Here is a 13,288-nt window from a genome sequence, read left to right on the forward strand (position 1 = left end):
TTTATATAGTGGTAGCTACATAACCTCTCGAGACGCTGCGTCAAGGATTATGTAGTGATTGATACAGAAAAGAAGCAGCGCCGGGGCCGGCCGCGCCGCTTCGACCCCGAGGAAGCGGTAGCGACGGCGCAGCAGCTATTCCATACTCGCGGGTACGACGCGGTCGGCGTGGCGGAAGTGACTGACGCGCTCGGAATCAAGCCGCCGAGCTTCTACGCAGCCTTCGGCAGCAAGGCGGGGCTATACAACCGCGTTCTCGATCGCTGGACCGAGACCGGCGCCATCCCGTTTGCCGAAATCCTCACCGCGGATAGGCCGGTGGCCGATGCTCTGTCGTCGCTGCTGGAAGAGGCGGCACGCCGCTACGCCGGCGATGCGGAAGCGGCCGGCTGCCTTGTCATAGAGGGAACGCGCTGCAACGATCCGGATGCGCGCGCCGCCGCCTGCAGCCGCAATGTCGCGGCCGAAGCAGGTCTCCGGGAGTATATCGCGCGGCGCCATCCCCAGCAGGCTGACAGCGTCGCCGATTTTGTCAGCACCACCATGTCCGGAATGTCGGCAAAGGCGCGCAATGGCCACGGGTTGGAACAGCTACTGTCCACTGCGAAGCTTGCGAGTGCAGCAATCCGTCAGGCGCTCGCCGACTGATCCGACGCGCGCTCAAGGTCAGTGCGTCCGATCAACATCCCTTGCCCGCGGCGTCCAACGCGGCGGCGCGCAGCATTAGGCGCCTGGCCCAAATGCTTTGCGGGCGGCGACGGAGCCGCCCTTCTGCGAGGCGGCGCGCCGCTTCGCGACGGCCTGCCCGGAGCGCGGCGTGAAGCGCCGTCAGCTCCAGAACGTCGCGTTGCGCGTGCGATCCACCAAACCCTTGAGCGATTGGAAGATCGGCACCGATTGCATCAAGCGCTGCGTCGAACCGCTCCTCGGCAAATGCTAGGAAGCCGGTGGCCAGAGGCAAAGCGATCGTTCGGGCCATGACGCCATTATCAATCGGTTCCGTCGCAGTTGCCTCCAGCGCTCGTATGCTCCGCCGCGCCTGCTCCATCCGATTTGCGCCGAGAAAAGCCATGGTGGCATGCAAATCGTTGAAGGCGTAAATGCGGTCATCGACAGCGCGCTCCCATCGATCAGCAAGCAGAGCGAAACGGTTGCCAGTGTCGACGCAGTCAAGGTGCAGCCGCCACAGCAGTGCCGACGCGTCAATCCACTCCAGGACCACGTCACTCGCCGGATCTGGCCGTACCTTCGTGTCATAAACATCCAGCGCGGCGCGATGATCGTCACGATCAAGGTGCAGCAGCGCAAGATGCCACCAATTGTGATACATGAGCCCGTTGTCAGGAGAGAGCACGCTAGCGCTGGCATTCAGCCAGTTCAGCCCGGCGTCGGTGTCACCGCGCATCTCATACACTTGGGCAATCGCGTGAACTGCCCAGGCGTCGCGCGGATCCCGCGCCACGGCTTCATGCCCGAGCACTTCCGCCGCGCTATAGTCGCCGGTTTCTTCCAGTCCGAACGCCGCCATGCCAAGGACTGCCGCGCGTCCCTCCGAATGCTCCGGTGCGTTTCCAGGACATGACGAGGAAGATCGCGCAGCGCCTCGGCGTCGCCAACAAAGAAATACCCGAGGTGCGCTGTCTGTAACGCAGCCATATCATTCGGATTGTCGCGAACGATGCCGACAAACCCGTTCAGTGCAGAAATTATCCGACCATCCGCCCAGCATCAAGGTGCGCGGCCTCGGTCGCGTCGCCCGCACAGGCCCTGCCCCGCGCGATCGATCGTCGCGCTTCCGCGACCAGCGTGCGATCGGTCTGCTGCAGCAACAGTTCCGCCCGAACTGCCCACGCCATTGAGAGTAGGGGTCTTCAGCAAGTGCCGCGTCGAGCGCTGCCAGCGGATCCCCTTCGTAGCGCCGCATCAGGACAAGCGCCCGGTCATAATGATCGACGGCCGTCCGCGACGCAGTGATGACATGGTTGCCGTATAGATCCAGCACGTCCGCAACCCTTCCGCTTTCTCCGCCAATCGCGTGCAGCATGCAGAAGATGGCGCGAAATAAAAGCAGGAGCTTGTGCCTTGCGACGAAAGTGTTTCTCCGCAATTGCGATGCGCAGGTGAAACTTACGAGGTCTTGGCATCTAGAAACACCCCCCATCGCTTGATCGATAAAGAGCAACGCTTTCCGGCGGGAGCGATTCCGCACTGCTTGCACACTCGCTTGACCGGCCAGCATCCCCTCCGTAGCGGGCGCGCCGGGCTCCTCATGCTGCGCCCGCACGAACGGGAGGCAAATGTGAAGCGAGCGATGGTGATTCTAGCGGGCGTCACCAGCGCTCCGGTCGTTGCACAGGAGACACCGCTACCTGAGCGCCAAGGTGTCGGCGACATCGTCGTCACCGCTCAACGCCGCGAACAAAGCGTGCAGGACGTGCCGCTTGCCGTAACCGCGATCTCCGATGCGCGGATCGAGGAAGAGGCAATGTCAAACCTCGACCGGATCGGCGCATCTGTCCCCAATCTGTATCTGGCGCGCAACTTCGGCACGAGTTCGGGCGCGCTCATCTTCCTTCGCGGCATTGGCGAGGGCGACTCGATCTTCACCAACGATCCGCCCGTCGGCATCTATGTCGATGACGTGATCTTCCCACGTTCGACGGGCTCGCTGTTCGACCTCATCGACATCGAACGGATCGAGGTGCTGCGCGGACCGCAAGGCACGCTGTACGGCCGCAACACCAGCGGCGGCGCGATCAAGCTGGTGACGAAGCGCCCGTCCTTTGACGGGGTTGGTGGCAACGCTGATGTGACGGTCGGCACTTACGGCCGGCTCGACGCCCGAGCAGCGATCAACCTGCCGCTGACGTCAAAAGTCGCGGTGCGGGTATCCGGCCTTTCGCGCAACCAGAGCGGCTGGGGTCGCAATCTCACCAATGATGCGCGCGTCAACACCCAGGATCTGCTGGGTGGGCGAATGTCCCTGCTGTGGGAGCCGATCGCGGACCTCTCGCTCTACGCCGCGGTCGACCTGACCCGCGACCGCTCAAGCCCCCGCTTCCCCCAACGCTTCCTCGCCGATCCCGCGATCCCTGGACGCTACACCAACCAATTCGACACCACCGGCGGCAACATCGACCAGTTCGAATCGGCCGACACCGATCCGCTGAACCGCACCGACTATGGTGGCGCGTCGCTGCACGCTGACTACCGCCTGGGCACTGTGAAGGTGTCGTCGATCACCGCCTATCGTAGCCTGCGATCGGAAATCGGCTTCGACCAGACGGCCAATCCGCCTGGCATTGGAAGCAATGTCATCCTGTTGCAGGATCAGCGGCAACACAGCTTCAGCCAGGAACTGCAGTTCGCCGGCACCGCCCTCGACGGGCGCCTCGAATGGCTCGCCGGCGCCTTCTATTTCAACGAGCATAATGATCAGCTGACCGCGGTCAGCCTCGCGACACCTGTCGGCACCGCCGCGCGCTTCCGCAATCGGGATTTCTTCAACGCGCCCTCGCGTTCGCCCGGTGTTAGCGGCAACTGGTCACCCTACGAACCTCGGCTGGACACGCACAGCTATTCGGTTTTCGGCTCGGCGACGATGGCGCTCGGCGCGCGCGCCAACCTCACCGCCGGCCTGCGTTATACAAATGAGCGCAAGCGGTATGCAGTCCGCTTTCTGTCGGCGCCCGATGAAGTGTTGGCGCTTCCGGACGGCAGGGCCGCAAGCCGTCGGATTGCCGACCGCTGGACAGATGTCTCGCCGCGCCTCGCGATCGACTACAAGCTTGTCGACGGCAAGAATGCGGCCCTGCTCTATGGCTCAGTCACCAAGGGCTTCCGCAGCGGCAGTTTCGATGGCCGCGCCCGCAACATCGACTTCGTGCTCAATCGGCAGGGCCCGATCGCTCCGGAAACCGTCTGGACCTATGAGGCAGGCGTCAAATCCGACTGGTTCGATCGACGCCTGCGCATCAACGCGGGCTTTTTCGTCAGCGACTATACCAATATCGCCTTCTCCGCTTCGCGGGTTACGGCAGGTCCCCCCGACATCTTCCGCCAGAACGTAGGGGATGCGGAGATCCAGGGTCTGGAGGTGGAATGGACCGCACACCCGCTGCCCGGCGTCGAGTTCGGCGGCTGGATCGCGACGCTGGCCGATCGCTTCACGCGCTTGGCGTCCAGCCCGGGCTGCACCGCATTCATCGCGAATGAGCGCGATCTCGATCTGCGTTTCACGCCTTCGTTCCGCTATCAGGTGCGCGCGAGCGTTACGCGCCCGGTGGGGGAAGCGCAGGTCCGGGTTGGCGCCGACTACAGCGGCGCCTCCCCCTACAACATTGCGTTGTGCAATGAGCCGCAGCATCGCGTCACCAACGCGTCTGCGCTCAACATGCAGGCTGGCGTTCAATATCGCGGCTGGAATGTCACGCTGGCGGCGACCAATCTTACCGACCGCCGCTACAACACCGGCAGTGTCGGAACGATCGGCTATCCCGCCGAACCGCGAGAGGTGATCGTACGGGTAGCAAAGGAGTTCTAGCGTAGAGGCAGATCAGCGGGTGAAACGGCGCTGATCGGCCAACTCAAGGCAAGTGGCACACAGTCCGCTCCCGCTAAAGCGAGCATGCACTCGTTGCTCTGTCACAAGAGGGAAGATGGCACCGCATGATGCGGCCCGTCCTCAGGACGCTCCGCGGTATCTGCGGAAACTTGGAATGGTGGAGCCGAGGGGGATCGAACCCCTGACCTTCGCAATGCCATTGCGACGCTCTCCCAGCTGAGCTACGGCCCCATTCCCGTCCGGGAAGCGCCCACTAGCGGGGCGCTGCGAGTGTGGCAAGCGGCTATTTCATGCCGCCTGCCCACCTGGATCAATTATTTTCGTCGTCGTCCGTCGGAGCTTCCACGCCGAGGTCGTCGTCGCCACCCAGATCGACTTCGTCGTCTGCGCTGGGCTCCTCGTCCTCGTCAGCCACCAGATCGGCATCGTCATCGCCAGCGAGATCGCTGTCGGGTTCCTTCTCCGACTTCGCCGCCTCAAACGGCATCGGCTGCTTGGACTTCAGGATCGGCTCGGGAATCCAGGTGTAGCCGCATTCGATGCAGGCAACCGGGTCTTCCTTTTGCAGGTCATAGAAACGCGTGGCGCATTTCGGGCACGTCCGCTTCGTGCCCCATTCCGGCTTAATCATGCCGCGTCGTGCCTTTCGGATGGGATGGGTCAACAGGCCGAGGATGGCCCCGGTCTGCGAAGTGGGGCGGCCATTGCCATAGCACAACCCCGCTGGCAAGGCGCGGCGCGCAATGTCGCATTCCCTCCCCCGCCCCGTCACCATCCACGCCGCCTCCCAGCTGCGCGGCCATGTCCGTATTCCCGGCGACAAGTCGATCAGCCACCGCGCGCTGATGCTCTCTGCGCTCGCGGTCGGCGAAAGCCGGATCGAGGGTCTGCTGGAGGGCGAGGATGTGCTCGCCACCGCCGCTGCCATGCGGGCCATGGGCGCCACGATCAACCGCGGCGACGATGGCATTTGGCGGGTGAGCGGGGTCGGGATCGGCGGCTTGCTTCAGCCGCAGTCCGCGCTGGAGATGGGAAACTCGGGCACGTCGACCCGGCTGCTGATGGGGCTGGTGGCGAGCCACCCGATCACCGCCACGTTCACGGGCGACGCGTCGCTCTCGTCCCGGCCGATGAAGCGGGTGATCGATCCACTTGCGTCCATGGGCGCAGACTTCACCGCGACGTCCGGCGATCGCCTGCCGCTGATGGTCCGCGGCATCTGTCCGGCCGTTCCGATCACCTACGAGCTGCCGGTCGCCTCGGCGCAGGTGAAATCGGCGATCCTGCTCGCCGCACTCAATACGCCGGGCACCACCAAGGTGATCGAGCCGGTTGCGACGCGCGATCATAGCGAGCGCATGTTGGCGGGTTTCGGCGCCGATATCCGCGTGGAGCAGAACGACAGCGGCAAGATCATCTCGCTGACCGGCGAAGCGGAGTTGAAGCCGCAATCGATCGTGGTGCCCGGTGATCCCTCGTCGGCAGCCTTCTGGATGGTGGCAGCGTCCATCGTCCCGGGCAGTGACCTCGTGATCGAGAATGTCGGCTTGAACCCCACACGCGCAGGCCTCCTCGTCGCGTTGCGCATGATGGGCGCCGATATCGTCGAGCTAGACCGGCGCATCGTCGGCGGGGAGCCGGTGGCGGACCTGCGCGTGCGACATGCGGCGTTGAGCGGGATCGAGGTGCCGCCCGATCTCGCGCCGTCGATGATCGACGAATATCCCGTCCTGTTCGTTGCCGCTGCCTTCGCAAAGGGCCCCACCGTAGCGCGCGGCGCGGAGGAGTTGCGGGTCAAGGAATCCGATCGCATCGCCGTGATGAAGGCCGCGCTCGACGCGAACGGCGTGGTGACACAGGAGCATCCCGACGGGCTGACGATCGAGGGCAGCGGTGGGGAGGCGATTGCGGGCGGCGCGACGATCGCGTCGAAGCTGGATCATCGCATCGCGATGAGCATGGCCATCGCCGGACTGCACGCGCGCCGGCCGATCTCGATCGATGATGCGGCTCCGGTGAGCACGAGTTTTCCGACCTTTTTCGAGCAGCTCGGCACACTCGGCGGCGGCGTCGAATGGTCGTGATCGGCAGGCGCGCCCTCCTCGGCGCGATTACCTGCCTGGCTGCCGCGCCGGCGCGCGCCGCGTTCCTCCCGGCCTATCCGGCGCCGACGCGCGAAGCGATGGTGCCGGTGGAGGGCGGGCGCGTCTATGTGCGCGTGAATGGTGATCTGATCGCCGCGAAACCGCCCGTCGTGTTCATTCATGGCGGCCCGGGGGGCACCCATTCGGCCTTTCTGGAGATGCTGCCGCTGGCATCGGACCGCGCGGTGATCCTGTACGACCAGCTCGATTCGGGCCGCTCCGACCAGCCAAATGCCGTGCAAAACTGGCATGTCTCTCGGTTCGTAAAGGAGCTGGATGGCGTAAGAGAGTACCTCGACGTGCCGCGATGGCATGTGATCGGGCACAGCTGGGGCGGAACGGTCGCGTTGGAGTATGGCGCGCAGCGGCCCGAGGCGCTCGCCGGCCTTGCACTCGCCAGCCCGTTGGTGGCGACGCGCAGCTGGCTGGCGGATGCCGATGCGCTGATCGACGACTTGCCGGCAGCAACCGCGCAGGAACTCCGCCGCTGCAAGCCCCTGCCCGCACCCCAGCCCGCCACGTGCAACGCGGCGGCGGGCGACTTCTACGCCAGCTACAACGGCAGGACGCCGCCTGGCCCGGCGCTGCAGGCGTATCGCCGCGACCAATCCGGCCGCGGCTTCAACCCGGCCCTGTACCGCGCGATGTGGGGCGACAGCGAGTTCGTCTCGACCGGTACGCTGAAGGATTATGACGGTGAACCGCTGCTCGCGCGACTGGACGGCAGGCGCACGCTGTTCGTATGCGGCCAGTACGACGAGGCGCGACCGGCCACGATGGAGCGCTATGCGCGCCGCGTTCCGGCCGCCGAATATGCCGTGGTGCCCGGTGGCTCCCACGGCTTCTTCACCGAGCGGCCGGAGGAAACCAGGGCGATCCTGGGCCAATGGCTGGCACGACAGGATAGGCTTGTATGATTATCGCCGTGGATGGGCCCGCTGCATCGGGCAAGGGAACGATCGCCCGCGCGCTCGCGAAACACTATGGCCTGCCGCATCTCGACACCGGCCTGCTCTATCGCGCGGTCGGCGCGACAGTGAAGCGGATGGGCCTTGATCCGAGCAAGGAAGCCGATGCGGTTGCCGCCTGCAGCTTCGACGATGCGACGCTGGCCGATCCGGAACTGCGCGAGGACGAGATCGGCCAGCTCGCCTCGATCGTCTCGGCACACCCGCTGGTACGTGCGGCGCTGCTCCAGCGCCAGAAGCGCTTTGCCCATCAGGACGGCGGCGCGGTGCTCGACGGGCGTGACATCGGCACGGTGATCGCGCCGGATGCCGATGCCAAGCTGTTCGTGCGCGCGACGCCGACCATCCGCGCGCGGCGACGCCATGCCGAGCTTCAGGCCAATGGATCCAGCGTGACGTTCGACCAGGTGCTGGCGGACATCCGCGCGCGGGACCAGCGCGACAGCTCACGCGCCGCCGCACCGCTGGTGCCGGCGACCGACGCGGCGCTGCTCGATACCAGCTTCCTGTCGATCGCCGCGGCGGTAGAGAAAGCGATCGCGCTGGTGGAGGCGCGCCGCCAGTCCTGACCTGCCGCTACGGCATCCTTGTTCCGCAAGCATATTTCGGCCGTCACCGCTTTCATCGGCGCAGACCGGCATTCTCCTTGTTCGGCAAGGCACTTTGCAGTATGGCGCGCCGTCCGGCGAGCTGGAGCTCGTGGAGGCGCGGCGCAGAGGAGATCCTCTCGCGCCCCTTTTCGCATTCAAGCGTCTTGGCCTCCATCTCCTCTGGTTCGCCCGGATGCCGCGACGGCACGGGGCCGGCGCGGCAGTGAAGGCCAAGACCAGCGGAACCAACCGCTTGGCCGGAAACGAACTGACTAGGAAACACTTTTTTATGGCCTCAACGGCAGCTCCCTCGCGGGACGATTTCGCGGCGATGCTCGATGACATGTTCGGCGGCGCCGACAGCTTCGAGGGCCGCGTGGTGCTCGGCACCGTCACTGGCATCGAGAACGACCTGGCCGTCATCGACGTCGGCCTGAAGAGCGAAGGCCGCGTGCCACTGCGCGAGTTCGCGCCGGCGCCGGGTCAGAAGGCCGAGCTGAAGGTCGGTGACGAAGTCGAAGTCTATGTCGACCGCGTCGAGAACATGCATGGCGAAGCGATGCTGTCGCGTGACCGCGCACGCCGCGAAGCCGCATGGGACAAGCTGGAAACCGAGTTCGCCAAGACCGCCCGCGTCGAAGGCGTGATCTTCGGCCGCGTGAAGGGCGGCTTCACCGTCGACCTGAACGGCGCCGTGGCCTTCCTGCCGGGTTCGCAGGTCGACATCCGTCCGGTACGTGACGTCACGCCGCTGATGGACATCCCGCAGCCGTTCCAGATCCTGAAGATGGACCGCAAGCGCGGCAACATCGTCGTGTCGCGTCGCGCCGTTCTGGAAGAGACCCGCGCCGAGCAGCGTTCGGGCCTGATCCAGAGCCTGCACGAGGGCCAGATCATCGAAGGCGTGGTGAAGAACATCACCGATTACGGCGCGTTCGTGGATCTGGGCGGCATCGACGGCCTGCTGCACGTCACCGACCTCTCCTACAAGCGCGTCCAGCACCCGTCGGAGATGATCAACATTGGCGACACCGTGAAGGTGCAGATCATCCGCATCAACAAGGACACGCAGCGCATCTCGCTGGGCATGAAGCAGCTCGAGAGCGATCCGTGGGATGGCGCATCGGTCAAGTATCCGGTCGGCGCGAAGCTTTCGGGCCGCGTCACGAACATCACCGAATATGGTGCGTTCGTCGAGCTGGAGCCGGGCATCGAGGGCCTGGTGCACGTCAGCGAAATGTCGTGGACCAAGAAGAACGTCCACCCGGGCAAGATCGTGTCGACCTCGCAGGAAGTCGACGTGGTGGTGCTCGAGGTCGATGCCGACAAGCGTCGTATCTCGCTGGGCTTGAAGCAGGCGCAGCAGAACCCGTGGGAGCGCTTCGCTGCCGAGCATCCGGTCGGTTCGACTGTCGAGGGCGAAGTCAAGAACGCAACCGAGTTCGGCCTGTTCATCGGCCTCGACAACGACGTCGACGGCATGGTCCACATGTCCGACATCGCCTGGGGTGTTTCGGGTGAGGACGCGCTCAACCTGCACCGCAAGGGTGAGACCGTTCAGGCGATCGTGCTTGACGTCGATCCGGAGAAGGAGCGCATCAGCCTCGGCATGAAGCAGCTGGAGCGCGGCGCACCGGCAGCTGGCGGCGCAGCCGCTGGCGGCGAGCGTGTCGGCAAGAACCAGATCGTCACCGTCACTGTCCTCGAAGTTCGCGACGCGGGCCTCGAAGTGCAGGCTGGCGACGATGGCGCGACCGGCTTCATCAAGCGCACCGATCTTGGCCGTGACCGTGACGAGCAGCGTCCGGAGCGCTTCCAGGTCGGCCAGAAGTTCGACGCGATGGTCACCGGCTTCGATCGTTCGAAGAAGCCGACCTTCTCGATCAAGGCGATGCAGATCTCCGAAGAGAAGCAGGCTGTGGCGCAGTACGGTTCGTCCGATTCGGGCGCATCGCTGGGCGACATCCTGGGCGAGGCCCTCAAGGCCCGCGACAGCAAGAAGTAAGTAGCGGGCACCGGGCGGTTTTCATGCCGCCCGGTGCAGCTTCGTCGAGGAATCGACGCTGTTCGTCGCTTCCCTGCTATTCCGGCGCGGCTTGACGTGTGTTAAGTCGATTTCGATTTTTCGGGGTGGGTGATGATCAGATCGGAACTGGTGCAGCAGCTGGCGGAACAGAACCCCGAGCTTTCGCTGCGCGATATCGAAGCGATCGTATCCACCTTCTTCGACGAGATCGTGCGCCGGCTGGCCGAGGATGGCCGCGTCGAGCTGCGTGGTTTCGGTGCTTTCTCCACGCGGGCGCGCGATGCCCGCACCGGCCGCAATCCGCGCACCGGCGAACTGGTGGACGTGACGGCCAAGCGCGTGCCGTACTTCAAACCCGGCAAGGAAATGCGCCAGCGCCTCAACGTCTAAGCGCTTGACGCGACGCGGCTGGTGCCGCTTTCGGTCCCAATGATGCGCGGACGTGGCGGAATCGGTAGACGCCGGAGACTTAAAATCTTCTGCCCGTATGGGCGTGCGGGTTCGAGTCCCGCCGTCCGCACCATCACGCTGTCGCTGGCGCTCGCAATCGCGCCAGCGCTTGGCGGGTGTGAGCGCCGGGCCGATGTCGGCCCCGTGATCGTCAGCGCGATCGGCGCAACACCCAGCCTTTCCACCTCCATCACCGAACGCAGCGACGCGGCCGAGCGGTTGCTGGTCGACAGCGTGGCGCAGGGCCTGGTGCGCTTCGATGCTGCTGGCCAGATCGAACCCGGTGTGGCGGAACGCTGGATCGTGACGGACGAGGGGCGGACCTTCATCTTCCGCCTGCGTGACCTGACATGGTCGGACGGGCGGCCGCTGCGCGCGGCCGAAGTCGTCGCCATCCTGCGCCGCCGCTTGTCGCCGCGCGCGGACAATCCGCTGTCGCCTTATCTCACCGCGGTCGACTCGGTCGTCGAGATGACGCCGCAGGTGATCCAGATCGAGTTGTCGCGGCCGCGGCCTGACCTGCTGAAACTGTTCGCGCAGCCCGAGCTCGCGATCATCCGCCTTGGCCGGCCGGCCGGAACCGGGCCGATGCGGATCGTCGGCACCGCGGGGCGCGTGACGCGGCTGACGCCGATCGTCGATCGTGACCGTGCGAGCGACGAGCAGGTCGAGCTGGCGCCGGAGGATGACGTCCTGCTGATTGCGGAACGGGCGGCAGCGGCGGTGGCGCGGTTCGCCGTGCGCAAGTCCGATCTGGTGGCCGGCGGGACGATCGGTGATTGGCCACTAGTGGGCGCGGCGGACGTGGCGCCGGCCAACGTCCGGCTCGATTCGGCGGCCGGGCTGTTCGGCCTGGCCGTCACCAGCCGCGAGGGCTTCCTCGCGCTGCCGGAGAACCGCGCCGTCATCGCCCTTGCGATCGATCGTACCGCGTTGGTGCGCAGCATCGCGGCGGACTGGCTGCCGACCGAGACGCTGCTTCCCGCAGCGCTCGATTCGGGCGCGCCGCCGGCAGAGTCGCCCTGGACGATCATCAGCGCGCGTGACCGGCGCGGTGCGGCGCGTGCGCAGGTCAACGCGTGGCGTGCGGACGGAGGCGAGCTGCCGACGCTGCGCATTGCCCTGCCGGGCGGGCCGGGCGGCACGCTGCTGTGGGCGCGGATCGCGGCGGATCTCTATGCGGTTGGCATCACACCGGTGCGCGTGGCGCTTAACGACGAGGCGGAGCTTCGCCTGATCGATGCCGTCGCGCCTTACGACAGTGCGCGCTGGTACCTCGCCACCGCCTGCCAGCCTTGCGGCGAGGCGGCGACGCTGGCGATCCAGGCAGCGCGAACTGCGCCGACGCTGGAGGCGCGCGCACGGGCGCTGGCGGAGGCAGATGCCGCGCTGGCGGCGGACGTCTCCTTCATCCCGATCGCGCGGCCGCTGCGCTGGTCCCTCGTCTCGCAGCGGCTGCGGGCCTGGCAGCCGAACGACCGCGTGCTGCACCCGTTGAACCGGCTTCGCCGCGATACCAATTAAGTGGCATGAACGACCGCGCCACTCGCCATCCCGCCAGCCAGTTCGCCGGCTCGCTGCCCCTGGGCCGCGATCCCGCGTCGGTTCGCCGGCGCATCGAGGCGATGGAGCAGCTGCTCGAAGGCATGTTCGTCGTGCCGGGGATGAACCGGCGCGTCGGGCTGGACTTCATCATCGGCCTCGTCCCGGTGATCGGTGACGCTGTCGCCGCGGCGCTTGGCGCGTGGATCGTGTGGGAAGCGCGCAACCTTGGCATGACGAAGCTGCAGCTGGCGCGGATGGGCGCGCGGGTCGGCTTCGACACCGCGATTGGGCTCATCCCCTTCGTCGGCGACGCGGCGGACTTCTTCTACCGATCGAACACGCGCAACCTGAAGACGATCAAGCGCCACCTCGATCGCCACCATCCCTCGACGGTGACGATCGATCGCTGATCAGCCGCGGCGCTGATCCGGCGTTACCGCGCCGTCGCGGCGAGCCTTTCTTCCAGCCGGAGCAGGCTGTCACGGATCTCCGTCAGCAGCTGGCGATCGGGATCGACCGCGGCGGGCGCCTTTTGACCGAGTGACGACAACACGTCGCGCTGCGCAAGGATGCGGTCGCGGACGGCACGCGCGTTTACCAGGCCGATGAGGTCGGCATCCGACCGCCCGGTGGCGGCATTGCTCTGCCCCGCCGTCTCAAGCCGCAGGCGCAAGAGGCCGAAGGCGGTGAGCAGCGGCCCCTCGTGGATCGAGATGTCCTGGATCTTGTCCAGGGGGATGGTGACTTCGCGGCGGAAGATCAGCCCCTTGCCCACGACAACATCGCGCTCGGTCAACTCGCAGCGAAGCGTCGCGTGGTATTTGCGCATCAGGAGCGGGCCGAGCACCAGCCAGATCGGCAGGATGACGATCCCGACGATGGTGCAGGCGATCAGCGCCGTCCAATAAGCCATGAAATAGATACGCAGCTTCGGGCTGAAATCGCCCTTCAGCAGGATCGTCGACGGCGATCGTTTCCCGTCCAGCGTCTGCGCCATTCTT

General features: G+C 65.8%; 12 protein-coding genes and 2 tRNA genes. 10 read left to right on the forward strand and 4 right to left on the reverse strand.

The annotated features are described in order from the left end of the window. Positions 1–54 precede the first annotated feature (54 nt). Entirely contained in the window at positions 55–648 is a 594-nt protein-coding gene (locus ACH0AE_RS08260) for a TetR/AcrR family transcriptional regulator (RefSeq protein WP_294444701.1), read from the forward strand. Positions 649–679: 31 nt separating this feature from the next. On the opposite strand, the gene ACH0AE_RS08265 is transcribed toward ACH0AE_RS08260, so the two are convergent. Then, positions 680–1,528 carry a hypothetical protein gene (locus ACH0AE_RS08265; protein ID WP_294444700.1) on the reverse strand — a complete coding sequence of 283 codons (849 nt, stop codon included), beginning with the start codon at positions 1,526–1,528 and terminating at the stop codon, positions 680–682. A gap of 783 nt (positions 1,529–2,311) precedes the next feature. On the opposite strand from ACH0AE_RS08265, the gene ACH0AE_RS08270 reads away from it, so the two are divergent. Continuing rightward, complete coding sequence (locus ACH0AE_RS08270) at positions 2,312–4,543, forward strand: TonB-dependent receptor (protein ID WP_294444699.1); 2,232 nt, start codon at positions 2,312–2,314, stop codon at positions 4,541–4,543. Positions 4,544–4,719: 176 nt separating this feature from the next. On the opposite strand, the gene ACH0AE_RS08275 is transcribed toward ACH0AE_RS08270, so the two are convergent. Further along, positions 4,720–4,795: transfer RNA gene (locus ACH0AE_RS08275), tRNA-Ala, on the reverse strand. A 79-nt stretch (positions 4,796–4,874) separates the two neighbouring features. Next, entirely contained in the window at positions 4,875–5,195 is a 321-nt protein-coding gene (locus ACH0AE_RS08280) for a TIGR02300 family protein (RefSeq protein WP_294444698.1), read from the reverse strand. A gap of 112 nt (positions 5,196–5,307) precedes the next feature. Between ACH0AE_RS08280 and aroA the strand changes: the two genes are divergently transcribed. The 8 genes from aroA to ACH0AE_RS08320 all read left to right on the forward strand — a co-directional run bounded on the left by aroA (position 5,308) and on the right by ACH0AE_RS08320 (position 12,697). Further along, positions 5,308–6,648, forward strand: a complete 1,341-nt coding sequence (gene aroA / locus ACH0AE_RS08285) for a 3-phosphoshikimate 1-carboxyvinyltransferase (protein ID WP_294444697.1) — start codon at positions 5,308–5,310, stop codon at positions 6,646–6,648. Then, positions 6,639–7,625: a proline iminopeptidase-family hydrolase gene (locus ACH0AE_RS08290; RefSeq protein ID WP_294444696.1), complete on the forward strand. Its 987-nt coding sequence runs from the start codon at positions 6,639–6,641 to the stop codon at positions 7,623–7,625. The genes aroA and ACH0AE_RS08290 overlap by 10 nt, the downstream gene beginning before the upstream one ends. Further along, a complete protein-coding gene (gene cmk, locus ACH0AE_RS08295; protein WP_294444695.1) occupies positions 7,622–8,245 on the forward strand; it encodes a (d)CMP kinase in 624 nt (207 codons plus the stop codon). Before ACH0AE_RS08290 ends, cmk begins: the two co-directional genes overlap by 4 nt. Before the next feature lie 310 nt (positions 8,246–8,555). Continuing rightward, entirely contained in the window at positions 8,556–10,271 is a 1,716-nt protein-coding gene (rpsA, locus tag ACH0AE_RS08300) for a 30S ribosomal protein S1 (RefSeq protein ID WP_406875634.1), read from the forward strand. Positions 10,272–10,403: 132 nt separating this feature from the next. Beyond that, positions 10,404–10,682, forward strand: coding sequence for an integration host factor subunit beta (locus ACH0AE_RS08305; RefSeq protein ID WP_294443676.1), 279 nt, complete (start codon positions 10,404–10,406; stop codon positions 10,680–10,682). A gap of 46 nt (positions 10,683–10,728) precedes the next feature. After that, positions 10,729–10,815: transfer RNA gene (locus ACH0AE_RS08310), tRNA-Leu, on the forward strand. 71 nt (positions 10,816–10,886) lie between these two features. Then, entirely contained in the window at positions 10,887–12,266 is a 1,380-nt protein-coding gene (locus ACH0AE_RS08315) for an ABC transporter substrate-binding protein (protein ID WP_294443677.1), read from the forward strand. Positions 12,267–12,271: 5 nt separating this feature from the next. Continuing rightward, positions 12,272–12,697 (forward strand): DUF4112 domain-containing protein, encoded by a 426-nt coding sequence (locus ACH0AE_RS08320; protein WP_294443678.1) that lies wholly within the window; start codon positions 12,272–12,274, stop codon positions 12,695–12,697. A gap of 23 nt (positions 12,698–12,720) precedes the next feature. Here the strand turns inward: ACH0AE_RS08320 and ACH0AE_RS08325 are convergent, their stop codons facing one another. Continuing rightward, positions 12,721–13,284 carry a PH domain-containing protein gene (locus tag ACH0AE_RS08325; protein WP_294443679.1) on the reverse strand — a complete coding sequence of 188 codons (564 nt, stop codon included), beginning with the start codon at positions 13,282–13,284 and terminating at the stop codon, positions 12,721–12,723. Positions 13,285–13,288: the final 4 nt, after the last annotated feature.

The organism is Sphingomonas sp. 179-A 2A2 NHS (assembly GCF_045371305.1).
In the GTDB taxonomy this organism is placed as follows: domain Bacteria; phylum Pseudomonadota; class Alphaproteobacteria; order Sphingomonadales; family Sphingomonadaceae; genus Sphingomonas.